Source organism: Castellaniella sp. (assembly GCF_049671645.1).
Taxonomy (GTDB): domain Bacteria; phylum Pseudomonadota; class Gammaproteobacteria; order Burkholderiales; family Burkholderiaceae_B; genus Castellaniella.
In genome coordinates this window covers 299231-321972 of record NZ_JBATVG010000023.1, presented here as the reverse complement: position 1 = coordinate 321972, position 22742 = coordinate 299231, and the positions used below count along the sequence as shown (strand labels likewise).

At 66.3% G+C, this 22742-nt stretch carries 19 protein-coding genes; 9 read left to right on the top strand and 10 right to left on the bottom strand.

From position 1 onward, the window contains the following. The 4 genes from WBG56_RS12525 to murI all read left to right on the top strand — a co-directional run. Window positions 1-1960 (top strand): transglycosylase SLT domain-containing protein (locus tag WBG56_RS12525; protein WP_424268782.1); only part of this gene is annotated, 1960 nt, incomplete at its 5' end. Between the two features lie 53 nt (window positions 1961-2013). After that, window positions 2014-3147: a hypothetical protein gene (locus tag WBG56_RS12520; RefSeq protein WP_424268808.1), complete on the top strand. Its 1134-nt coding sequence runs from the start codon at window positions 2014-2016 to the stop codon at window positions 3145-3147. A 162-nt stretch (window positions 3148-3309) separates the two neighbouring features. Further along, a complete protein-coding gene (locus tag WBG56_RS12515; RefSeq protein WP_424268780.1) occupies window positions 3310-6375 on the top strand; it encodes a S8 family serine peptidase in 3066 nt (1021 codons plus the stop codon). A gap of 76 nt (window positions 6376-6451) precedes the next feature. Then, window positions 6452-7297, top strand: a complete 846-nt coding sequence (gene murI, locus WBG56_RS12510) for a glutamate racemase (RefSeq protein ID WP_424268778.1) — start codon at window positions 6452-6454, stop codon at window positions 7295-7297. On the opposite strand, the gene WBG56_RS12505 is transcribed toward murI, so the two are convergent. From WBG56_RS12505 to WBG56_RS12495, 3 genes are all read right to left on the bottom strand, one after another. Beyond that, a complete protein-coding gene (locus WBG56_RS12505; protein ID WP_424268776.1) occupies window positions 7266-8447 on the bottom strand; it encodes a class I SAM-dependent methyltransferase in 1182 nt (393 codons plus the stop codon). The genes murI and WBG56_RS12505 overlap by 32 nt on opposite strands. 182 nt (window positions 8448-8629) lie before the next feature. Continuing rightward, the gene (locus WBG56_RS12500; protein WP_424268774.1) at window positions 8630-10276 is read right to left on the bottom strand and encodes a DEAD/DEAH box helicase; all 1647 of its coding nucleotides are present in this window, start codon (window positions 10274-10276) and stop codon (window positions 8630-8632) included. Between the two features lie 255 nt (window positions 10277-10531). Beyond that, on the bottom strand, window positions 10532-11017 hold the full coding sequence (locus tag WBG56_RS12495) for an Lrp/AsnC family transcriptional regulator (RefSeq protein WP_424268772.1): 486 nt from the start codon (window positions 11015-11017) through the stop codon (window positions 10532-10534). A gap of 187 nt (window positions 11018-11204) precedes the next feature. Between WBG56_RS12495 and glmS the strand changes: the two genes are divergently transcribed. Continuing rightward, the gene (gene glmS, locus WBG56_RS12490; protein WP_424268770.1) at window positions 11205-13037 is read left to right on the top strand and encodes a glutamine--fructose-6-phosphate transaminase (isomerizing); all 1833 of its coding nucleotides are present in this window, start codon (window positions 11205-11207) and stop codon (window positions 13035-13037) included. Window positions 13038-13068: 31 nt separating this feature from the next. Here the strand turns inward: glmS and WBG56_RS12485 are convergent, their stop codons facing one another. Beyond that, a complete protein-coding gene (locus WBG56_RS12485) occupies window positions 13069-13728 on the bottom strand; it encodes a YczE/YyaS/YitT family protein (RefSeq protein WP_424268768.1) in 660 nt (219 codons plus the stop codon). A 63-nt stretch (window positions 13729-13791) separates the two neighbouring features. Between WBG56_RS12485 and WBG56_RS12480 the strand changes: the two genes are divergently transcribed. Both WBG56_RS12480 and WBG56_RS12475 read left to right on the top strand, forming a co-directional pair. Continuing rightward, window positions 13792-15231 carry a PLP-dependent aminotransferase family protein gene (locus tag WBG56_RS12480; RefSeq protein ID WP_424268766.1) on the top strand — a complete coding sequence of 480 codons (1440 nt, stop codon included), beginning with the start codon at window positions 13792-13794 and terminating at the stop codon, window positions 15229-15231. 6 nt (window positions 15232-15237) lie between these two features. Beyond that, window positions 15238-15600 (top strand): hypothetical protein, encoded by a 363-nt coding sequence (locus tag WBG56_RS12475; RefSeq protein ID WP_424268764.1) that lies wholly within the window; start codon window positions 15238-15240, stop codon window positions 15598-15600. A 32-nt stretch (window positions 15601-15632) separates the two neighbouring features. Here WBG56_RS12475 and WBG56_RS12470 read toward each other — a convergent pair whose 3' ends face one another. Continuing rightward, on the bottom strand, window positions 15633-16538 hold the full coding sequence (locus WBG56_RS12470) for a LysR family transcriptional regulator (protein WP_424268762.1): 906 nt from the start codon (window positions 16536-16538) through the stop codon (window positions 15633-15635). Between the two features lie 118 nt (window positions 16539-16656). Between WBG56_RS12470 and WBG56_RS12465 the strand changes: the two genes are divergently transcribed. After that, window positions 16657-17415, top strand: coding sequence for an SDR family NAD(P)-dependent oxidoreductase (locus WBG56_RS12465; protein WP_424268760.1), 759 nt, complete (start codon window positions 16657-16659; stop codon window positions 17413-17415). Between the two features lie 53 nt (window positions 17416-17468). Here WBG56_RS12465 and WBG56_RS12460 read toward each other — a convergent pair whose 3' ends face one another. The 4 genes from WBG56_RS12460 to WBG56_RS12445 are packed head-to-tail and all read right to left on the bottom strand — an operon-like array spanning window position 17469 to window position 20959. Continuing rightward, the gene (locus tag WBG56_RS12460) at window positions 17469-18770 is read right to left on the bottom strand and encodes an NAD(P)/FAD-dependent oxidoreductase (protein WP_424268758.1); all 1302 of its coding nucleotides are present in this window, start codon (window positions 18768-18770) and stop codon (window positions 17469-17471) included. Next, window positions 18767-19519, bottom strand: a complete 753-nt coding sequence (locus tag WBG56_RS12455) for an amino acid ABC transporter ATP-binding protein (protein WP_424268756.1) — start codon at window positions 19517-19519, stop codon at window positions 18767-18769. The genes WBG56_RS12460 and WBG56_RS12455 overlap by 4 nt, the downstream gene beginning before the upstream one ends. After that, window positions 19512-20177, bottom strand: coding sequence for an amino acid ABC transporter permease (locus tag WBG56_RS12450; RefSeq protein WP_424268754.1), 666 nt, complete (start codon window positions 20175-20177; stop codon window positions 19512-19514). The genes WBG56_RS12455 and WBG56_RS12450 overlap by 8 nt, the downstream gene beginning before the upstream one ends. 17 nt (window positions 20178-20194) lie before the next feature. Then, window positions 20195-20959, bottom strand: a complete 765-nt coding sequence (locus tag WBG56_RS12445; protein ID WP_424268752.1) for an ABC transporter substrate-binding protein — start codon at window positions 20957-20959, stop codon at window positions 20195-20197. Window positions 20960-21202: 243 nt separating this feature from the next. Between WBG56_RS12445 and WBG56_RS12440 the strand changes: the two genes are divergently transcribed. Then, window positions 21203-21991, top strand: coding sequence for an IclR family transcriptional regulator (locus tag WBG56_RS12440; RefSeq protein WP_424268750.1), 789 nt, complete (start codon window positions 21203-21205; stop codon window positions 21989-21991). 128 nt (window positions 21992-22119) lie between these two features. On the opposite strand, the gene WBG56_RS12435 is transcribed toward WBG56_RS12440, so the two are convergent. Beyond that, entirely contained in the window at window positions 22120-22728 is a 609-nt protein-coding gene (locus WBG56_RS12435; protein WP_424268748.1) for an FMN-dependent NADH-azoreductase, read from the bottom strand. Between the last annotated feature and the right edge of the window lie 14 nt (window positions 22729-22742).

Sequence of the window (22742 nt, the reverse complement as noted above, 5' to 3'; positions counted from 1 at the left end):
CGGCGACGCGGTCCCGGGGCAGGCCGCCTCGGGCGCGGTTTCCCCCGCGGCGCCCGTGGTGCCGCCGTATGCCGCCCCGGATGTGCCGCCCGACGCGCGGCAGGCCGTGCAGGATGCCTACGACGCCTTGCAGAAGCGCCGCTGGACGGACCTGGATCGACTGGCTCCGCTGGCGGTCGGCGATCCCGTGCTGGGGCAGTATCCCCGTTACTGGGCCTTGCAGCATCACCTGCAGGACCGCACGACGCCGGTGCCCGATGCCGCCGTGCGGCAGTTTCTGCAGGATAATCCGGGCACCTATCTGAACGAACGCATCCGCTCGGACTGGATCCTGGCTGCTGTGCGGGCGGGGGACTACGCCGGGGCCTTGCGCATTGCGCCGGTGACCAGTCCTTCCGCCGCCGTGCAATGTTCCCTGCTGCTGGCGCGCCACTTGACGGGCAAGCATGCCCGCGCGGCCGAGGTCCTTGACGTCTTCACGCCCAATTCGGATTGTTGGGAACTGCTGGATCAGGCGGTGGCCGATCATGTGCTCAGCCGCAAGGAATTGAACGGGCTGCTGCGCGACACCCTGGAAGCCGGCAAGACCTCCGATATCAATCGCCTGGCGTCGGTGGTCTTTGACGACGCCGCGATGGTGCAGTTCGCCGCCCTGATGAAAGACCCGCGCAAGTGGCTGGCATCCCGGTCCAAACCGCGTTCGCCCACCGATTTTGAACTGACGACGCTGGCCTTGGCCCGCCTGGCGCGCAGCGACGACCGGCCGGAGGCCGCGCGTTACGTCCAGGACCAGTGGGCCGCCGTCATGCCCAAGGCCGATCTGCAGTGGGTCTGGGGGCAGTTCGGGCTGGCCTCCGCCCTGAACGTCGAGGCCGATGCCGCCCGCTGGTACCGCCAGTCCGGCTACATCCCCATGACCGATTACAACCACGCCTGGGAAGTGCGCGCCGAACTGAGGGCTTCGCCCATCCAGTGGGATCGGGTGGCGGTGGCGATCCGCAAGATGTCGGGCGCCCAGGCCGATGAGCCCGTCTGGCGCTATTGGTACGGCCGATCGCTGGCGGCCCAGGGCAACGCGCAAGCCGCGCGGCAGTATTACGAGTCGATTGTGGGTGATCTGGGGTTCTATGGCCAATTGGCGGCCGAAGAACTGGGCCGCACGCCGCACCTGCCGGCGGCCCCCGCTCCGCTCGATCCCGCCTGGACCGCCCAGGCCAGGGCCAATCCAGGCCTGCAGCGGGCTGTCGCGCTGTTCGAACTGGGTTGGCGCCGCGAGGCCGTGCCGGAATGGAATTTCACCCTGCGCGGCATGAGCGACGCCCAGTTGCGCGGCGCGGCGGAATTCGCGCGCGCCGAACACATCTACGACCGGGTGGTGAACACATCCCTGCAGACGCAGGGCGTGGTGGATTTCAGCCAGCGCTTCATCGCCCCCTTCGAGGGGCGTGTGGCCGAGAAGGCGCGGCAGATCGACCTGGACCCCGCCTGGGTCTATGGCCTGATCCGCCAGGAATCGCGGTTCATCATGGACGCCAAATCCTGGGTGGGGGCATCGGGCCTGATGCAGCTGATGCCGGCCACGGCCAAATATGTGGCCCGCAAGATCGGCATGAAGGACTTCCATCCGGGGCAGGTCAACGATTTCGACACCAATACGATCCTGGGCACCAACTACATGAACATGGTGTTGCAGGGCCTGGGGGGGTCCCAGCTACTGGCCACGGCGGGGTATAACGCGGGCCCCGGCCGGCCCAAGCGCTGGCGTTCCCAACTGCAGGCTCCGGTCGAAGGCGCGATCTTCGCGGAAACCATACCCTTCACCGAAACCCGTTTGTACGTGAAAAACGTCATGTCCAACACGGTCTGGTACGCCATGCTGTTTTCGGGCAAGCCGGATTCCCTGAAAGCACGGCTGGGCACAGTCAGCCCCCTGGACGGCACGCGGACGGCGCAGCCGTGACGGGCGGCTCCGGCGCCCGGCGGATCGAGGTGGACGGCGATGGGCATCCGGCGCTGCCGCCCGTCGCCGTCTGGCAGGACCCCGTCCTGGCGGGACTGGATGTGTACATCGTCGGCGGCGCCGTGCGCGATGCGCTGCTGGGGCGACCCGCCGGCGACCGCGACTGGGTGGTCGTGGGCGCCACCCCGGAGATCATGGTCGCAAGGGGTTTCACCCCGGTGGGCGGGGATTTTCCCGTGTTCCTCCATCCGCGCACCCACGAGGAATACGCCCTGGCCCGCACGGAACGCAAATCCGGACGGGGCTATCACGGCTTTGTCTTCCATGCGGGGCGGGACGTCACGCTGGCGGATGATCTGCGCCGCCGCGACCTGACCGTCAATGCGATTGCCCAGGCGCCGGATGGCGCCCTGATCGACCCCCTGGGCGGGGCGCAGGACGTTCGTGCCCGCATCTTGCGCCATGTGGGCCCGGCCTTTGTCGAGGATCCGGTGCGTTTGCTGCGCCTGGCCCGTTTTGCCGCGCGGTTCCATGATTTTTCCATTGCCCCCGAAACCCTGGATCTCTGCCGTGCCCTAGTGCGGGACGGCGAAGTCGATGCCCTGGTGCCCGAACGGGTCTGGCAGGAATTCGCCAAGGGCCTGATGACGGATCGTCCTGACCGGATGCTGGATGTGTTGGCGGACTGCGGGGCTTTGGACCGTGTGGCTCCCGGCCTGGCGTGGGACGCCGATATTGCCGCCGGCCTGGTGCGCAGCGCGGCGCGCAGCCTGCCTCTGGCCCAGCGCTACGCTGTGTTGTGCCGCGCTTCGACGCCCGGCTTGCAGGACCATCTGCGGGCGCCGTCAGCCTGCAGGGATCTGGCGCGGCTGCTGCCGGGCATGCTGGGACGTATGACCGCCGGCGGCGGGGCCGTGCCGGAACCAGACGGCCCCGCCGCCTGGCTGGCATTGCTGGAATCCTGCGATGCGATGCGTCGCCCGGATCGCTTCGAGGCCCTGCTGGCCGCCGCCGAATGTGTGCTCGATGACGTCGATCCGGCCGTCTGGATGCAGCGGCTGGCGGCGGTGCGCGCGGTGGATGCCGGCGCTGTCGCCCGCGCGGCCGGGGGCGACCCGGCGCGCATCCGCGCAGACCTGCGCGCGGCACGGACACAGGCGCTGGAAGCGACCGCGTCCGGCGCCTGATCATTCCTGATGCCGGGTATCGAGGGATGCACGGGTTTCAGCATGATCATGATCCCCTTGCCTTGAATGCGGGTTTTCTCGGATGGGGGAAGCCATCCGTTTCTGCAAAAATCCCGGCACTTCAAGCCGACCGTCGGCCTAACGCTCATCACGGACCTGACCATGCAGCCACTTCCGCGATCCGCCCGCCGTCCCGCGGTCAATGCCATTCCTTCCCGTTCATGTGCGCCTCGGCGCCTGTCCTTTGTGCGGCAACGCCTGTTCGCGTTGCTGGCCGGGCTGGGAATGTCCGTCGCCGCCCAGGCTGCGCCTGGGGGCTTCCTGTTCGATCCGGCTGGGTTCGAGGATGCTGAATTCCGGCGCAGCGGGACGCTTGAACAGATCGGCGCCCAATATGCCTATGCGCGCGGCTATACCGGCAAGGGCGTGTTGGTGGCGGTGTTGGATTCAGGGCTGTACGCCCGGCACCCGGAGTTCGCCGGCCGTGTGGCCGGGGGGTGGAATTTCCGCGCCGACCAGCGGCCCTGGGACTATGCGGATACCGATCTGGATGATGACACCGGCTGGATTGAGGGGCATGGCACCCATGTGGCCGGGATCATCGGCGCGGCGCGCGACGGCGTGCAGATGCAGGGTGTGGCCTACGAGGCCAGCCTGCTGGGCCTGCGCACGGATTTCGATCGGGACTGGACCGCCTTCGACTATGCCATTCGCGCGGGCGCCCGGGTCCTGAACGGCAGCTATGGCCCCGACGGGACGCCGCCGATGATGATGCCGGACCCCGCCAACCCGGACGGTCCGGCGATCCACAACCCGGGGTACTGGGGCAATATCGGAGGCGCGCTGCTGCAATACCAGAACGTTCAGATCCAGGACTTGCAAGTTCAGGCGGATATGCTTCGGCGCGCGGCGGCGGCCGATATCGTGATGGTGTTCGCCGCCGGCAACGATTATCAGAACTACCCGGCGCAGGCGAGCCACGTGTCGGGCTATGGCATGTACCATTTGATCACGCCGGATTTTTTCCTCGCCCGACCGGGGGGCGTCGATCCCATGTTTCGTTTTTGGGATAGCGAGGCGCCAGGCACCGATGTCTACGATCCCGGCAGTTATGTGATTCTGGATTTCACGGATTCCCGCGTGAGCGGCCTGGATTTTTCCGACCTGGGCGGCAGCATGCTGTCGGTGGTGTCGGTGGGGCCGTCGGGTACGATCGCAAGCTACAGCAACCATTGCGGCCAGGCCGCTCTGTGGTGCCTGGCGGCGCCGGGCGGTGACGGCGGCGCCTCTGATGATCCAGTCTGGTCTACCAATCCGGATCCGCGCAACGGCTACTACGTGAAAATGGACGGCACCTCGATGGCTTCCCCGGTGGTGGCCGGCGCCGCTGCCGTGCTGCGCCAGGCCTTTCCCTACATGAGCGCGCGCCAGATCATCGAGGTCATACTCACGACCACGAACGACGGCGGAATCTACGCCGATCATGATGTTTACGGACGCGGCCTGCTGGACCTGGACAAGGCGGTCCGAGGTCCCGGCGAGTTCGGCGCGGACGGATTTGCCGCGATGTTCCGCGCCGACACGCGAGGGTACGACTCCTGGTTCGGCAACGACATCGAGGGAACCGGCGGTCTCGTCAAGGCGGGAGCGGGCGCTCTGATCCTGGATGGACACAACACGTACAGCGGTGACACGGTCGTGGAAGGCGGCCGCCTGTCGGTCAATGGAAACACGGCGTCGTCCCGGTTCAGCGTGCTGTCGGACGGCACGCTGGGCGGAACCGGCACGGTCGGCCCGGTCGAGGCCTTCGGGCGTGTGGCGCCGGGCAATTCGATCGGTATGCTGACGGTGGCGGGTGATTACGTCCAAGCGCCCGGTTCGGTGCTGGAGATCGAAATCGACGGCGCGGGCAACGCGGATCGGCTGGACGTCCAGGGCAATGCCGACCTGCAGGGCGGCGAGGTCCAGGTGCTGGGGCTGCGGGGCGGTTCCTTGGGCCGCACGATGACCTTCATGACAGTGGGCGGAACCGTCAGCGGGCCCGGCCTGGCATTGCGCAGCGACTACGTTTTCGCGGATTTGGCGCTCGTCCAGCCCGTGTCGACGCAGTTCGACCTGACCGTGACCCGGAACGCGACGAGTTTCGCCTCGCTGGGGCGCACGGACAATCAGCGCGGCGCAGCAGCGTCGATCGAGTCCATGGGCGCTGGGGCAGTGCCCTACGAGGCCCTGATCGACCTGCGTGACGCGGAGCTGGCGCCGGGCCTGTATGACCAGCTCTCGGGCGAACTGCATGCGACTGTGCGCGCGATGCTGTTCGAAGACGTGCGTTTGGCGCGTGGCGAAGTCATGGGGCGCCTGGCAATGGATGACGGACCGTCCAGTGCGGCGGGGGCGTCTTCAACGGCGCGGGGCGGGAACGGCTTGTGGGGGCGGGCGGTGACAGGCTGGAGTCGGCATGACGGCGCCGGCATTGCACAGGATGCGGACCGACGGGCCAGCGGCCTGCTGATCGGCCGCGACGTGTCGTGGCATTCCGGCGCGCGGGCGGGCGTGGCGCTAGGCTACACGCGCTCGCGCGTGCGCGCCGAGGCGAGCAACGAGGCGCAGCTCGACGGCTACCACGCATTGGCCTATGGTGGTCTGGCTTCCGGTCGTTGGCGCCTGCGTGGCGGGGTCGGGCAGTCCTGGCATGTGGCGGATACGCGCCGCGAGGTCGCGGTGGCGGGCCTGGGCCGGCAGACGGCGCGCTATAGCGGCTGGACGACGCAGGTGTTTGCTCAACTGGGGTATGCGCGGGCGCTGGGCGCCGTGGAGGTGGAGCCTTATGCGGAGGCGGCGCAAGCCTGGCAGTCCATGCGCGGATTCGACGAGGCCGGCGATGCCGCTCTGTCGGGGCGATCGGGCCGGTCCTCCAGCACCGAGACGACGCTGGGCGTGCGGACGGGATGGGCCCTGGCGACCAGCGCCGGGGACCTGCGCCTGATGGCGGGAGCGGGCTGGATCCATGGCTGGGGCGGCCTGGCTCCGCAGGCGCGGCTGGCATACGCCGGCGGCCCGGCATTTGATGTTTCAGGGGTCCCGGCCGCGCGCGATGCCCTTAAGCTGGAAGCGCGGGCGAGCCTGATGCGCACGCAGGCGACGCGTGTGGAGATCGGCTATGCCGGTCGCGTGGGCGGCGGGGTGCGGGATCACGGCCTGCATGTCCAGGTGAACCACGCGTTCTGACCGCCGGCGGCCTGGCCCCGGGATTCCGGCCGTCTCAAAAAGGAGGACAATCCTTCTTTTCCGCCACGACTCCCTCATGCCCGCATTGATGAATGCCGATTCGGACCAACCCGTCCTCGTCTTCGATTCCGGCATCGGCGGCCTGACCGTGCTGCGAGAGGCCCGGGTGCTGATGCCCGAGCGGCGCTTCGTCTACGTCGCCGATAACGCCGGATTTCCGTACGGCGGCTGGGCCGAGGATGCCCTGCGGGACCGCATCGTGCACCTGTTCGCCGGGCTGTTGCGCGATCATGCCCCGGCGCTGTGCATCGTCGCCTGCAATACCGCGTTCACGGTGGCGGGCGCGGCGCTGCGCGTGGCGTACCCGGCCATGACGTTCGTCGGCACGGTCCCGGCCATCAAGCCGGCGGCTGAGCGCACGCGGTCCGGGCGGGTGTCGGTGCTGGCGACGCCGAGCACGGTGCAGCGCGACTACACGCGCGACCTGATCCAGTCTTTCGCCTCGAAATGCCATGTGGGTCTCGTGGGATCGCCCCGGCTGGCGCGCATGGCGGAAGCCTATGTGCGCGGCCTGCCTGTGAGCGACGACGCGGTGGCTGCCGAGATCGCGCCCTGCTTCACGGAAGACGGCGGCGCCCGCACCGACATCGTGGTGCTGGGCTGCACGCATTATCCCTTCCTGGTGAATGTATTCCGGAGACTGGCGCCCTGGCCTGTGGACTGGCTGGATCCCGCCGAGGCCATCGCGCGTCATGCCCGCAGCCTGTTGCCCCGCGTGGATCACGCACTGCATCCCGATGCCGCCGACGAGGCGGTCTTTACCGACGGGCCGCCGGATTTCGCCACGCGACGCCTGATGAACAGCTTCGGGCTGACGGTGGCGCAGGGCTTTACAGCCGGTCGCGCCGATCGCCGCGCGTGAACCCCCGCAGCGGGCCCTCCAGGCCGCGCCCGATGGCCAGCACCTTGAACAACTCACCCATCTCGGCCTCGGACAGCAGCGTATTCAGGGCGGCCAACTGGCGCGCGCGCTGGGCCGGATCGTCGCCGGGGGCGCGGATCAGGTCCGTCAGGCCCGTGTTCATCAGGAAGCGCGCCTGCGACGTGTAGCCCAGTACGTCCAGGCCGCCGTCCAGCGCGGCGTCCGCCATGGCGGTGAAGTCCACGTGGGCGGTGATGTCCTGCAGGCCCGGCAGGATCAGGGCCTGGTCGTGGGCGTGATGGCGGAAGTGGCACATCAGGGTGCCGCGCAGGCGTTGCGGGTGGTAGTACTCGGCTTGAGGAAATCCATAGTCGATCAGGAGGGCAGCGCCGCGGCTCAGCCAGCGGCCCAGGTCTCGGGTCCAGGCTTCCGCCTGCAGATTGACTTCCGACTGGTAGCCGGGCAGGGGCGGCATGCGGGCGGCCATCGCAGCCGACAGGTCCGGGCCTGCCGCGCGCGGCGCCCAGGCGAACGGGACAATGGCCTGAGGGTCCGGGTCGTGGATGACACCCAGTTCGTCCAGGCCGCCCTGGGCATTCCAGCGAAACAGGATGGCCGGCATGGCGTCCAGCACTTCATTGGCCAGCACGCAGCCTTGGAAGGCCGAGGGCAGCGTATCCAGCCATTGCACGTGCGTCCCCCAGGGGGCAAGCCGCGCCTGCTGCCTGGCCCTCAGGTCGGCGGATAACTCCAGGATCTGATAGTCGACCGTGATCCCCTGCGCGTGCAGGGCCGGGATCAGGGCGGCTGCGAGAGCGCCGGACCCGGCGCCGAACTCCAGCACGGTGCGGCTGTCGCTGGCGGCCAGGATCTGCGCTACCTGCGGGGCCAGGGCCTGACCGAACAAGGGGCTTGTTTCCGGCGCGGTCGTGAAGTCTCCATCCTGATGAAATTTGGCGCTGCCCGCGCTGTAGTAGCCCAGGCCAGGCTCGTACAGGGCAGCCTGCATCCAGGCATCAAAGGGCAGCCAGCCGCCCGCGGCATGAATCCGCTGGCTTAGCATGGCCTGCACCTGCAGGCCGTGCTGGCGGGCGGTGGCATCGGGCTCGGGCAAGTGGGCGGGAATCTGGATGGCGGGCAGTTCGGTCATGGGTCGAAGCATAGCAGCAGGGCAGGGGGCCCGGGCCGGATGTCGGCGCGGGAGTGCGCGCCGGGTTTCGACGCGGGCCAGCGAGTGTTCCTCAAACAGATCGCCCCGAGCGCTCTGTGCGAGTGCTCGGGGCGGATGGACTACGGAACCGGCAGGGCCTTGTGATCGCGGCCCGCGCCGGTTCAGGCGAAGCGCGGTCGCTGGGCCGGCTTTTTGTCCTGGTCCTGGCGGGCCTGGCGCTTGAAGGTGGATTTGGCGCCGACCTTGTCGCTGCGCGGGCCGCGCTGGCCGTGGTCGGCGCGGGCGTCCGGGCGGCGAGCGTGGCTGGGCCGCGAGGCGGCATCAGTGGTCGTCCAGTCGGACTGGCGCGCGCCGTGGCTGCGCGAAGCGCGGGCGGGACGGGTGTCGTCGTCGGCCTGCGACCGTTCACTGTGCCAGGGCTTGGCGGCGCCGGCGTGGGGACGCGATGCCGCATCCCGGTCCTTGTGCCAGGGTTTGCGGGCGCCGTGGCTGGGGCCGGCGGCGTCATTCCGATCCTGTTGCCAGGGCTGACGGGCGCTGGCGCGGGAATCGCCGTTGGCGGCGTCCCGGTCCTGCTGCCAGGGCTTGCGGCCTTGGTAGCCGCCCCCGGGTTTGCCGCTGCGCGGCCGGTTCTGGTTCGGGCGGTCCTTCCAGGTCGGGCGGACCGACTGGCGCGGCTCCAGGCCCGGGATGGTTTCCATGGGGATGGACTGGCCGATGAATTGCTCGATGCGGCGGATCTTGTGGCGTTCGGCCGTCACCGCCAGGGTGATGGCCTGGCCGTCGCGGCCGGCGCGGCCCGTGCGGCCGATGCGGTGCACGTAGTCCTCGGCCTGCATGGGCAGGTCGTAGTTGACGGCGTGGGTGATGGTCTGCACGTCGATGCCGCGGGCGGCGACGTCCGTGGCCACCAGCACGCGCACACGGCCGTTTTGCAGCAGGCCCAGGGTGCGGGTGCGCTGGCGCTGGTTCATGTCGCCGTGCAGGGCGGCGGCGGCGAAGCCTTCTTCGGACAGGTGGTCGGCCAGGTCATCGGCGCCGCGTTTGGTGGCGGTGAAGACGATGGCCTGGTCCAGAGTGGTGTCGCGCAGCAAGTGGTCCAGCAGGCGCAGCTTGTGGGCCCGGTCGTCCGCGTACAGCAGGTGCTGTGTGATATTGGTGTGCTTCTGCTGGGCGGAGGCGATTTCGATGCGATGCGGCTCGTGCATCAGGTTGGCGGCCAGCTTGGCCACCGTGCCGTCCAGTGTGGCGGAAAACAGCAGGGTCTGGCGCTCGTCCGGCGTCGCGCCGACGATGGTTTCGATGTCTTCGATGAAACCCATGTCCAGCATGCGGTCGGCTTCGTCCAGAATCAGCGTCTGCACGGTGGACAGGTTCACGCGCCGTGCCTGCAGGTGATCGATCAGGCGGCCCGGGGTCGCCACCAGCACGTCCACGCGCTTGGACAGGGATTTGATCTGGGCGCCGTAGGGCATGCCGCCGACGACCGTGGCCACGCGCAGGCCATCCAGATGCTTGCCGTAGGCGCGGGTGGCGTCGGCCACCTGCATCGCCAGTTCACGGGTGGGCGTCAGCACCAGCACCTGCACGCCGCGCCCGCCGGGGCCGGTGCGGTGGCTGAGATGCTGCAGCGAGGGCAACATGAAGGCGGCGGTCTTGCCGCTGCCGGTTTGCGAAGACACCATCAGGTCCTGCCCGGCCAGCGCTTTGGGGATGGCGGCGGATTGCACGGAGGTGGGAGTGGAGATGCCCTGTTCCTGAAGAGCGGACACGAGCTTGGGGCCGAGCCCCAGAGAGTCGAAAGACATGATTTCCTTGGGCCCGCGAGGGCGGGCGATGGGCTGCGGGGCGCCAGAGATGGCCCCGCCGGGTTGCTGCTGCGGATGTCTGCCGCAGAGATCAGTCGCATGCGCCGACCGGGTCAACCCAAAATAGCGCATCGGTATCGTGTTCCGGGCGTGGATCCGTCGATGCGGGACGCCAACTGCTGGAACACCCGGCGCAAGCCAAGGTCAGGAGGTCAGAAAACAGGCAATCCGCTACTATAGCATAGGTACTAACCCTTAACCACTCACTGCAATGGATGTGTCGAATTTGCTGCGGTCTGTGGCGAAAAAGCTGCGGACGTTGCGGATCCTGGGGTCGCCCGTCAGACGGCGCAGCGCCAGATCCTGGTAGGCGCTCATGTCGGCGACCTGGGCGACCAGCACGAAATCGGGGCCGCTGCTGACGCGGTAGCACTGCTGGATGGCGGGCTCGCTGATCAGGCTGGCCTCGACCGCATCCAGTTGCTCGGCTGCCTGGGCGTCCAGCGAGACCTCGATGATGACGGTCAGCGCCGCTCCCAGGCGCGCCGGATCCAGCAGGGCGACCTGGCGCAGGATCAGGCCGGATTGCACCAGCTTGCGCACGCGGCGCAGACAGGTCGGTGGCGACGCATGCACGCGGGCGGCCAGCTCCAGGTTGCTCAATGAGCAATCCTGCTGCAGCTGATCCAGAATGCGGCGGTCCAGGTCGTCGAGCCCGGGCGGGGCGGCAGTGTCGATCATGGCGGGGTCTTTGGAAAGGGAATTGAAATTATATTTCACTTCATTTGATAAGTGAAATATAATTTCATAATGAATAAAAAATAGAAATCAAATTTCTTTATGCTCGGGACACAATAGCGGCTGAGCAGGACTTGGGTGAGCGGCTCGTCTCCCTTCGTCCCCGTGATTCAAATTCAGGAGCACCCTTATGTGTGGCATCGTCGGCGCCGTTGCGCGTCACAACATTGTTCCCATCCTGCTGGAAGGCCTGCGCCGCCTGGAATACCGCGGCTACGATTCCTGCGGCGTGGCAGTGCACACCGGCACCGGCCTGCAGCGGGTGCGCAGCACCCAGCGGGTGGCTGAATTGGCCGCCCAGACCACTCAGGACCATGTCCAGGGCTTGACCGGCATCGCCCATACCCGCTGGGCCACGCATGGGGCGCCGCTGACGCATAATGCCCACCCGCACTTTTCCGGTCCGGAAAACGGGGCGCCGCGCATTGCGCTGGTGCACAACGGCATTATCGAAAACCATGACGCGCTGCGGGCGGAACTGCAGGCGGCCGGCTATACCTTTCACAGCCAGACCGATACGGAAGTGATCGCCCATCTGGTGGACCATCTGTATGACGGCGATCTGTTTGCCGCCGTGCAGCAGGCCACCCGGCGCCTGGAAGGCGCCTATGCCATCGCCGTGTTTTGCGCCCAGGAACCGCACCGCGTGGTCGGTGCCCGCCAGGGTTCGCCCCTGGTAGTGGGCTGCAGCGACCAGGGCAACTATCTGGCGTCGGATGCGCTGGCGCTGGCGGGTACGACCGATCAGATCATGTATCTTGAGGACGGCGATGTGGTGGACCTGCAGCTTTCCCGCGTGTGGGTCAGCGATGCGCAGGGCCAGCCGGTGGAGCGATCCGTGCATACCGTCCAGGTCCATACGGGCGAGGCCGAACTGGGCCCCTACCGCCATTTCATGCAGAAGGAAATCTTCGAGCAGCCGCGCGCCGTGGGCGACACCCTGCAGGGGATCGACGCGATCATGCCTGAACTGTTCGGCGATGGCGCCCATGGGGTCTTCAAGGCGGTGGACCGGGTGCTGATCCTGGCCTGCGGCACCAGCTACTACGCGGGTCTGACGGCGCGGTATTGGATCGAGTCCGTTGCTCGGATTCCCGTCAATGTCGAAATCGCCAGCGAATACCGCTACCGCACCAGCGTGCCCGACCCCCGCACCCTGGTCGTGACGATTTCCCAGTCCGGCGAAACCGCCGATACCCTGGCGGCACTGAAGCACGCCCGCAGCCTGGGCATGGAGCAGACCCTGACCATCTGCAACGTGGCCACCAGCGCCATGGTGCGCGAATGCAAGCTGGCGTTCATCACCCGGGCAGGGGTGGAAATCGGCGTGGCCTCCACCAAAGCCTTCACCACCCAGTTGACCGCCCTGTATCTGCTGGCCCTGGTGCTGGCGCAGACCCAAGGCAGGCTGGATGACGGCGCCGAACAGCAGGCCGTCAAGTCCCTGCGCCACTTGCCGGCGGCCATCGCCGCCGTGCTGGCCCTGGAACCGCAGATCATCGCCTGGGCCGAACGCTTTGCCAGCAAGGAAAACGCCTTGTTCCTGGGGCGTGGCATGCATTATCCGATCGCCCTGGAAGGCGCGCTGAAGCTGAAGGAAATCAGCTACATCCACGCGGAGGCCTATCCCGCCGGCGAGCTGAAGCACGGCCCGCTGGCCCTGGTGACCGACGCCATGCCGGTGGTCACGGTGGCGCCGCACGACGAATTGCTGGAAAAGCTGAAATCCAACATGCAGGAAGTGCGGGCGCGCGGCGGCGAACTCTACGTGTTCGCCGATGCCGATTCGCAGATCGTGGGCGCTCCGGGCATGCACGTCATCCGGATGCCCGAACACTATGGCAAGCTGTCCCCCATCCTGCATACCGTGCCGCTGCAGTTGCTGGCGTATCACACGGCCTGCGCCCGGGGCACGGATGTGGACAAGCCGCGCAACCTCGCGAAAAGCGTGACGGTGGAGTGACGCGCCGCCCCCGGGCGCGTGTCCGGGGGCGCTACGAGCCGGCGTCCGGGTGGGCGGGGACCAATAGCCACGACAGCAGGGCCTGCGTCAGCGGGCCGATGCTCAGCGCGAACAGGACCGTGCCGATGCCGAACACCGCTGAACCGCCCAGAAGAAGTCCCACCAGCAGCACCGCCAGTTCCAGTCCGGTGCGCACCAGGCGCAGCGAAAGTCCCGTCACGCGGTGAAGGCCGGTCATCAGGCCGTCCCGGGGGCCGCGCCCCAGCTGAGCCCCGATGTACAGCGCCGAACTCAGACCGCACAGCAGGACGCCGCCCGCCGTGAGGGCCAGGCGTTCCACGAAGTGCTCGGGCGTGTGCAGGTTCTGCAATGCAAGGTCGGCGACGGCGCCGATGATCAGGGCATTGGCCAGCGTGCCGATGCCCGGGATTTCGCGCAGAGGAATCCACAGCAAGAGCACCAGGAACGAGAGGCCGATGACCACCTCGCCAAAGCTGAGCGGGAGATGTCCGGTCACGCCGATGTGCAGCGCATCCCAGGGCGCCAGCCCGAGGTTGCCGCGTATCATCATCGCCATCGAGACGCCGTAAAGAGACAGCCCGACCGTCAATTGAATCAGCCGCCGGGCCAGTCTTCCCGTGCGGAGTTGTTCGAGCGGCCCAAGCTGGGCAAGTTCAGCAGAAGTATCCATGGCGTCCATCTTGCCTATAATTGGCATTGTTGAAAATAGCCAATTATCAGAAAGTGGCCTGATATGAAAGAAGCCATTTCCGCGCGCCGCGTGCGACAGCTCGTGGGCAGCCTCCCCCAGGGCCCGGCCTATGCGGGGCTGGCGGATACGCTCACGCTGCTCATCGGGGACGGCCGGATCCCTCTCGGGGTGCGCCTGCCCAGCGAACGGGAACTGGCTGCGGCTCTCGGCTTGTCCCGCACCACGGCGACGCGCGCTTATGCCGCCTTGCGCGACAATGGCTTTGCGCATGCAGCGCAGGGTTCCGGGACATTCACCGCGGTGCCCGGCGGCCGCGAGCGGGCACACGACCGCGTCCTGGTTGCGGGCGGCGCCGGCGCGGGGTGGATCGACCTCAGTTGCGCGGCCGACTCGGCCCCGGCCGAAGTGATGGCGGCCTACACGGCGGCGCTCTCGGACCTGCCCGCCTATCTGGGCGGGCACGGATACTTTCCGTCCGGCCTGCCGGTGCTGCAGGAGGCGGTCGCCGACTCCTATGCAGCGAGGGGATTGCCCACCGATCCGGCGCAGATCGTGGTCACCCCGGGTGCGCTGACCGCCGCCAGCGTGGTCGTGCGCGCCTTCGCTCCGCGCCGCGGCCATGCGCTGGTCGAGTCCCCCACCTACCCCAATGCCGCCGAAATGCTGAGGGCCTCGGGCATGCAGTTGCACGAGGCCCTCCTGGATGCGAACGGCTGGGATCTGTCCAGCCTCCTGGATACGGTGCGGCAGGTGCGGCCGGATTTCGCCTATCTCATTCCTGACTTCCAGAACCCCACGGGGGCGCTGATGGGCGCGGAGCAGCGCGAGCGGCTGGGCGCGCATCTGCGCGCCCACGGCACCCTCGCCATCGTGGACGAGACTCACCACGCCCTGGCCCTGGATGGCGGGCCCATGCCCCCGCCTTTCGCGGCCTTCGACCCGGACGCTTTCACCCTGGGCAGCATGAGCAAGGCGTTCTGGGGCGGATTGCGCGTGGGGTGGATCCGCGTCCCGCGCCCCCGCGTGGAGCGGGTGCCCCGGGCCCGCATGTCGCTGGATCTGGGCGTGCCCGTGGTCGAGCAGCTTGCAGCGGCGCATCTGCTGCGCCGGGGGACGGTCTCGGCGGGACATCTGGAACGCCTGCGCACCCAGCGCGATGCCCTGATCGAGGCGGTGTCGGCGCAGTTGCCCGACTGGCGGTTCGCGCCGCCCTCGGGCGGTCTGGCCTTATGGTGCGAGTTGCCGCACCGGGGCGCGACCGCTCTGGCCGCCGCCCTGACGCGCAGCCAGGTCGTCGTTTCGCCCGGCCCGGTCTTTTCCCCCAGCGGCGGGCTGGACGCGTTCGTGCGGTTGCCCTGGTCGCGGCCTGCGGCCGAGCTGCGAAGCGCCATCGACCGCATCGCCGGTGCGTGGGGCCGCTTGGAGGGGCGCGGCCACGCAGCCGTCCGGGATCGGGCCTACGATCGCGTCATCGTCGCTTGAACGGACATGGGCTTCAAGTTGCGGCCCTTCTCGGGACCCACGCTGATCCTGCCGGGCATCCGCTCGATTCCCGCGCCGGGCCATACGCCAGGCCATAGTCTCTACCGCGTGGAGAGCAGGGGGCAGTCCATGACCTTCATCGGCGATCTGGTCCATGTGGAGTCGCTGCAGTTCGCAAAGCCCGGCATCACCATTCTCTATGATGTCGACCAGCCCGGGGCCGCCACGCAGCGCGCCCGGCAGTTCGCTGCGCTGTCCAAGGCCCGCGAGCTGGTGGCCGGCGCGCATGTTCCCTTTCCGGGGATGGGCCGCATCGGTGCGGATGACGGCGCCTACAGGTTCGTGGCCCTGAACTACAGGAACCGATAAGCTTTGGAACTGCGGCCCCGGCCCAAGGCGGGTCAGTCCTTCACCAGGATGGGATCAATGATGGACTGCGCCCAGTCCATGAACGCCAGGGTGCGCCGCGCCAGGTGGCGGCGCCCCGGGTAGAGCACGGACACCGGCAGGGACCGCGGGCGGTATTGCGGCAGGATCTCGACCATCTGGCCGCTTTCGATCAGTTGCCGCATCCGCGCCTCCGGCGCCTGGATGATGCCCAGGCCCGCGATCGCGGCCGACTCGTAGGCGTGGACGTGATTGACCGTGAGCGCGCCCGGCATGGGCAGCAGGCCGTACCCGTCGCGGACGGGGTACTCGAATCCCGGGTCGTCCGCCCCCAGATGACCGACATAATGGATCAGCCGGTGGCGGCGCAGATCGTCCAGCGTGCGCGGCACGCCGTGGCGTTCGAGATAGGCAGGGCTCGCGCCGTTGACGAACGGCAGGCGCCCCAGCCGGCGCGCGGCCAGATTCACGTCGCCGGGCTCGCCCACCCGGAACACGCAGTCGAATCCGCCGCGCACCAGGTCGACGAACTGGTCGGTGCTGCTCATCTCCACCCGGAGCAGGGGGTGGGCGTCCAGGAATCCGGGCAGCCGGGCCAGGATCATGTTCTGCAGGATGCCGTTGGACATGTCGGTGCGGATGACGCCGCTCAGCGCCTCGTCGCCGCTCAGGAACAGGGCTTCCAGTTCCTCCATATCGGCCAGCAGGTCGCAGCAGCGCTGGTAGAACACCTCGCCGTCCCGCGTCAGGCTCACCCGGCGCGTGGTCCGGTGCAGCAGGCGGGCGCCCAGCCGGTCTTCCAGCCGGCGCACGGCGCCGGACACCGTCGCCTTGGGCAGGCCCAGGCTGTCGGCCGCCGCGCTGAAGCCGCTGAGTTCGGCCACGCGCTTGAACACCTGCATATCCTGAATGCGGTCCATGGGCTTGATTGGCTCCTTGGGGCGAACAATGTTTTCAAATTATCCGTATTTATAGCATTGGTTCCGTTCAATAGAATGACATCTCCATTCAACGAAACCCTGAACCGAAGGAGCCACCATGCCCTCCACCATTTCACTCATCACCGGCGGCAGCCGCGGCCTGGGCCGGGATGCGGCGCTCAAGCTGGCCGATCGAGGCAGCGACGTGCTGTTGACTTACCACACCGACCGGGCGTCGGCCGACGAGGTCGTGTCCCGTATCCAGGATAAAGGGCGGCGAGCGGTCGCGCTGCAGCTCGATGTCGCCGACAGCGGCAGTTTTGCCGGATTCGCCGCGCAGGTCCGGGAGACCTTGTCCGGCCATTGGCAAAGCACCGGTTTCGATCATCTGGTCAACAATGCGGGAATGGGGATCTATGCCTCATTTTCCGAGACTACCGAAGCGCAATTCGACGAGATGATGCGCATCCATCTGAAAGGCCCGTTCTTCCTGACCCAGGCTTTGCTGCCCCTGTTGCGCGACGGCGGACGGATATTGAATGTGTCTTCCGGCCTGACCCGCTTTTCGCTGCCCAATTTCATCGCCTATGCCGTGATGAAAGGCGGCGTCGAAGTGATGACGCGCTATCTGGCCAAGGAACTGGGGCCGCGCGGCATCGCGGTGAATACCATTGCGCCGGGCGCCATCGAGACCGATTTCCATGGCGGCGCCGTCCGCGACGATCGGGAAATGAATGCTTTCGTGGCCTCCGTGACGGCGCTCGGCCGCGCCGGCAAACCGGATGATATCGGCGATCTGATCGCCGCCCTGTTGTCGCCCGACAGCCGCTGGGTCAACGCTCAGCGCATCGAGGCGTCCGGCGGCATGTTCGTCTGAGCCGGATCGGCGTCGTCAGCGGCGTCGCCAAGGATGGCGTGGCGCCGGCATGTCTAGCGTGCCAGCCGGTCAAGCAGGCCGTACCACGCCACCCCGGCTGAGATATAGAAATGCTGCAAGGCGCCGTGCAGCGGAATTTTCCTGAGCGGTGTGATCGGGAATGGAAATTCCGTCTCGTCGCCGTTGACGAGAAGTCGCGCCAGGTGGATCCCCATGACTGTGGCTGCGGCCACGCCGCGCCCGTTGTAGCCCAGCGCAACCAGCATGCCGGGGGCCGGGCGGTGGACATGGGGCAGAAAATCTCGTGTGATGGCGATTCTGCCGGCCCAGCGGTATTCATAGTGAAAGGGTGCGAGATCGGGGTATATGCGCGTCATCGACCGCTCGATGTGGGCGAAGTCGCCGGCCCCCGCAGGATCGTCAAAAAGGCCCCGGCCGCCCAGCAGTAAGCGCCCATCCGCTTCCTTGCGCAGATAGATCAGCAGGCGTTCCGCCGTGGACAGCGTTTCTCCGGATGGCAGGATATGCCGCGTTTTGTCGCCCAGCGCCGAGGTGGCGATGATGAAGCTGTTGGCCGAGAGGATGGTTTGCGAAAGCCCGGGCAGCAAGGCGTCGCTGTAGCCGTTCGTTGCCAGGACGACTTGGTCGGCCGTGATGCGGGCGCCGTTTGCCAGGCGCGCCAGCCATTTATCGCCTTGGCGTGAGAGTCGTGTGACGGGGCTGTCGCCGAACACCTGGGCGCCTGCGGCCAGAGCGGCCTGGTGAAGACCTCGCACATAGGACAAGGGATGCAGGCTGCCTGCGCGCCTGTCGATCCAGCCTCCGTGGAAGGCCCGCGTCCCCGTCAGTCGTTGGGTGGCCATGCTGTCCAGTGAGTCGGCGAAGTAGCCTCGATCCTGCCATTGGCGTGCGCGGCGGTGTAGCGCCGGAATGCCGGATTTTTTATAGCTGACCTGAAGCCAGCCGCTCCGGACCGGGTTGCAGTCTATCCGGTGATGGTTGATCAGATCGAAGACCTGGTCGGCCGAGGTCGCGATGGTGTGGATGAGCCGGCCCGCGCGGTCGCCGAACATGGCGATGAGTTCATCCGGGTCGTATTTCAGGGTGGGGTTGACCTGGCCGCCGTTGCGGCCCGAGGCTCCCCAGCCTGGTTGGTGCGCATCGATCACCATCGTCGATGCGCCGGATGGCGCCAGGTGCAAGGCCGTCGATAATCCGGTGAAGCCGGCGCCGACGATCAACACGTCGGTGCTGCGGCTTTCTGTCAGGGCGGGGGCTGCCTGTGCGGGTATTGCCGTGTCCATCCAGTAGGAAGCCGCGTCGGGATGGGCGCTCGCGGGGCGAACCGGTGTCATGATGCGTCCTCTCCCTGGGCATCGGGGTGCAGGACCCGCTTCAGGAAGTCCTGTGTGCGGGGGTTCTCCGGGTGTCCCAGGACCTGCTTGGATGGTCCTTCCTCCAGGATGCGGCCGTCATACAGGAAGCAGACTCTGTCGGATACTTCGCGAGCAAAGCCCATTTCGTGCGTGACGACCACCATCGTCATGCCTTCCTCGGCGAGGTCGCGCATGACGTGCAGCACGTCGCCCACCAGTTCCGGGTCGAGGGCGGAGGTGGGTTCATCAAACAGCATGGCATCGGGCTGCATCGCCAGCGCGCGGGCAATGGCGACCCGCTGTTGTTGCCCGCCCGACAGTTCGGTCGGATACGCATCTTCCCGGCCTTTCAGGCCGACTCTGTCCAGCAGCGCGGCAGCCCTGGAACGGGCTTGGTCGACGGTCTCGTGTTTGACGTACACCGGGCCTTCGATGATGTTCTGCATGACGGTCCGATGGTTGAACAGGTTGAAGCGCTGGAACACCATCCCAAGTGACGCGCGGATGCTGTGGATGTCTTTGGAGGACTGGTCGACGAGGCGGCCGGAGATGCGGACTTCTCCCCCGTCGTAGGATTCGAGTCCGTTCAGGCAGCGCAGGATCGTGGATTTTCCGGACCCCGAAGGGCCGATCAGACAGACCACCTCGCCGGGCTCCACACTGAGCGAGACGCCCTTGAGGACGGCATGATCGCCGAAGGATTTTTGAAGATTGGAGACTTCAATCATGGGCCTTCCTCGTCTTGAGGCGCGCCTCGATGCGGTTGAGCACCCAGACCAGCGGCAGACTCAGGATCAGGTACATGATGGCGACCATGGTGTAGACAGTGGTGTTCTGGAAGGTGGAGGTTGCGATCAGCTGCCCCTGGCGGGTCAGTTCCGCCACGGTGATGGTCGAGACCAGGGAGGAGTCCTTCAACATCATGACGAGGATATTTCCGTAGGGGGGAAGCGCGATCTTGAATGCCTGAGGCAGGATGACTCGGCGCATCATGAGCGGCATCCGCATGCCGATCGCTTGCGCAGCCTCTCGCTGACCCGGGTCGACGGCCTCGATCCCGGCCCGGAAGTTTTCGGCCTGGTAGGCGCTGTAGGCAATGCCGAGCCCGATGACACCCGACTGGAATGCGCTGAGCTCGATGTTGAAATCCGGCAGGACGAAGTAGATGTAGAAGAGCTGCACAATGATGGGCAGCCCGCGGATGATGTTGATGTAGGTCTTTGCGATCGCGCGCAGCGCGGCGATATGGCTGACACGAAGCAGCGCCATGACCAAGCCGATCACGCTGCTGAGCAGGAACGACAGGATCGTGATCTGGATGGTGATGATTGCGCCTTCCAGCAGGATGGGCAGGAATTCGCGCACGTGGAGCACTGCTTCGTCCATACCGCCTCCTTACAGGCTCAGATACCCCATTTGGCGATGATCTTGTCCAGCTCGCCATTGGCCTTGATCTTGGCGATCGCGGCATTCAGGGTGTTGAGCAGCTTGGTGTCGCCTTTGCGAACCACCAGACTGATGTGGCCCACCTGGATGGATGCGTAGTGCGGCGCCAGTTCGACTCCTTTGAGATTTCCGGTCTTGATCTGGTAGGCCATGATCGGTTTGTCGCCGAGCCCCGCGTCGATACGCCCCAACGCCAGGTCGCGAGCCATGTCCGCGATCGAATCATAGGTTCGGATAGCCTTGAAGCCGCCCTTTTTGGTGGCGATGTTGTAGTAGACGGTGCCTGCCTGCACACCCAGTGTTTTCCCTTGCAGGTCGTCCAGCGACTTGATGTCTGCGGTTTCTCCCTGTTTGACGATGAGTCCGTCTCCGTACTTGTCATAGACGGAGTCCGTGAAGTCGACCACTTCTGCTCGGGCCGGCGTCTGGATCATGGCTGCGGAAATGAAATCGATTTTCTTGGTGGTCAGCGAAGGAATGAGCGCGGAGAATACCGTTTGCTTGATCTCGGCCTGATTGCCTGAGACTTTTGCCACGGCATCGGCGACATCGACCATCATGCCTTCGATCTGTCCGGTCTTGACGTTGAGAAATGTGAATGGGATGCCCGTCGAGGTAGCGCCCACCTTGAGTGTTTCCGCACTGACGGGGGCGATCAGCAGGCCGGCGGTGATGCAGAGGGATGCGACTGCGAACTGGAGAAAGGGTGTCGTTCTGGTCATCGGTATGTACTCCGAGTATGAGCGCGTACCCGGAGCATGCATGCGGATGGGCGGCGTTCTGTTGTGACACAGCCTAGCTGTTGTGCGACCCGTAGCCGGGCTGACCTCGGTTCAAAGATAGTGTGTGGCAGATCGCTTATGAATTGGTATTAACCACTAATCACATTTATGTAATCGCATAGCGATTTATTAAAGACGAAAAGCTATACTCATACCCGTAATTGGAGATAGGTGTCCTGGCTCATGCATGAAAAATCGGTCGCCGACAGGCTGTTCAATCAATCCTTGGAAAAGGGACTGGCCGTCTTGCGCGCCTTCGGACCGACGCGAAGGACGATGACCATTGGAGAAATCGCCGATGCGGTGGGGATCAATCGCAGTTCCGCGCAACGGATGGTGTATACGTTGCAGCAACTGGGATATTTGCGCACACACAGCAAGACACGCCGCTACCAGTTGACGGTGCGGTCGCTTCAGTTGGGCTTCGACTATCTCAGTCTGCACCCCCTGATCGGTATTGCCATTCCCTTTTTGATAGAGCTTTCCAATGTCACCCAGGAGACGGTCTGCCTGACCGAGCCGGACGACGGGGAAATGGTCTATATCGCCCGCTTTGTCAGTGCCCGCTACATACCCATCCATATGCCAACCGGCAGCCGGATTCCCATGTACTGCACAGGTTCCGGACGGGCCATCCTGAGCGCCCTGCCCGAGGACGAGGCTCGTGGTGTCATCGGCCGGCAGTCGATCCGGGCGCACACAGTCCATACGTGCACGGATGTGGAAGCGCTGATGGATATTTTGCGTGCGGCGCGCGCGCGGGGTTATGCGGTCAATCAGGAGGAGCTTTTCCTGGGCGACATGACGCTGGCGGCCCCTGTCCTGAATAACGAGGGGCGGCCTGTCGCCGCCGTGCATGTAGTCGCGCCGACCAGCCGCTGGGGACGGCTCGAAGCGGAAGAAAAAATGGTTCCCGCGCTTCTGGCTTGCGCGCGTTCGCTGACGAATGCGATGCGCATGGTCGACGATTGAACGTACCGCTGCCGCGGATCAGCGATCCGCCGCGCTGACCGGGCGGTAGCGGATGGGGCGTGTCCCCAGGATGGCGCGGTTGCGTCGCACCATCCTTCGCTCTGTATCTTGACGGCCGGCCTGAATGATCAGGCGGCCAGCAGCGCCTCGATATCCGCCTGGGCCTGGGCCAGGCCGCGTTCGCGGTGTTCGGGGCCCATGTTCAGCCCTTCGGCGCGCACCACGCGGATGTCGCTGACGCCCATGAAACCGAAGATCGATTTCAGATAGCTTTCCTGGTGCTCCATGGCCGGGTTCGCGGAATAGATGCCGCCTCGGCTCAGCGCCAGGATCACCGTCTTGTCGCCCAGCAGGCCCACCGGGCCGCTTTCGGTGTATTTGAACGTGCGGCCGGCCTGGGCCACGCGATCCAGCCAGGACTTGAGCTGGGCGGGAATCGTGAAGTTGTACATCGGCGCGCCGATGACGACGATATCGGTTGCGAGCAACTGGCTGACCAGCGCTTCGGACACCTCGTTTTCCAGGCGCTGGGCCTCGGTAGCCGCGTCAGCCTGACCCGGCATCCGGAAGCCAAGGGCATTCAACGATAGCGGCTGGGGCGCCTGGGCGGCCAGATCCAGATAGGCGACCTGCAGGTCGGGGTGCGCGGCCCGCTGTTGCGCCACGATCTCGTGGGACAGGCGGCGTGAGATGGAATCGGAGCCGGTGATGCTGGAGTCGATGTGCAGCAGTTTCATGGAAATACCTTGTC

Coding starts and splice junctions, on each gene's coding strand:
- WBG56_RS12460 (WP_424268758.1), bottom strand. CDS start 18,770: ATGACACCGGTTCGCCCCGCGAGCGCCCATCCCGACGCGGCTTCCTAC.
- WBG56_RS12435 (WP_424268748.1), bottom strand. CDS start 22,728: ATGAAACTGCTGCACATCGACTCCAGCATCACCGGCTCCGATTCCATC.
- WBG56_RS12455 (WP_424268756.1), bottom strand. CDS start 19,519: ATGATTGAAGTCTCCAATCTTCAAAAATCCTTCGGCGATCATGCCGTC.
- WBG56_RS12450 (WP_424268754.1), bottom strand. CDS start 20,177: ATGGACGAAGCAGTGCTCCACGTGCGCGAATTCCTGCCCATCCTGCTG.
- WBG56_RS12475 (WP_424268764.1), top strand. CDS start 15,238: ATGGGCTTCAAGTTGCGGCCCTTCTCGGGACCCACGCTGATCCTGCCG.
- WBG56_RS12440 (WP_424268750.1), top strand. CDS start 21,203: ATGCATGAAAAATCGGTCGCCGACAGGCTGTTCAATCAATCCTTGGAA.
- glmS (WP_424268770.1), top strand. CDS start 11,205: ATGTGTGGCATCGTCGGCGCCGTTGCGCGTCACAACATTGTTCCCATC.
- WBG56_RS12470 (WP_424268762.1), bottom strand. CDS start 16,538: ATGGACCGCATTCAGGATATGCAGGTGTTCAAGCGCGTGGCCGAACTC.
- WBG56_RS12515 (WP_424268780.1), top strand. CDS start 3,310: ATGCAGCCACTTCCGCGATCCGCCCGCCGTCCCGCGGTCAATGCCATT.
- WBG56_RS12500 (WP_424268774.1), bottom strand. CDS start 10,276: ATGTCTTTCGACTCTCTGGGGCTCGGCCCCAAGCTCGTGTCCGCTCTT.
- WBG56_RS12505 (WP_424268776.1), bottom strand. CDS start 8,447: ATGACCGAACTGCCCGCCATCCAGATTCCCGCCCACTTGCCCGAGCCC.
- WBG56_RS12485 (WP_424268768.1), bottom strand. CDS start 13,728: ATGGATACTTCTGCTGAACTTGCCCAGCTTGGGCCGCTCGAACAACTC.
- murI (WP_424268778.1), top strand. CDS start 6,452: ATGCCCGCATTGATGAATGCCGATTCGGACCAACCCGTCCTCGTCTTC.
- WBG56_RS12445 (WP_424268752.1), bottom strand. CDS start 20,959: ATGACCAGAACGACACCCTTTCTCCAGTTCGCAGTCGCATCCCTCTGC.
- WBG56_RS12495 (WP_424268772.1), bottom strand. CDS start 11,017: ATGATCGACACTGCCGCCCCGCCCGGGCTCGACGACCTGGACCGCCGC.
- WBG56_RS12480 (WP_424268766.1), top strand. CDS start 13,792: ATGAAAGAAGCCATTTCCGCGCGCCGCGTGCGACAGCTCGTGGGCAGC.
- WBG56_RS12465 (WP_424268760.1), top strand. CDS start 16,657: ATGCCCTCCACCATTTCACTCATCACCGGCGGCAGCCGCGGCCTGGGC.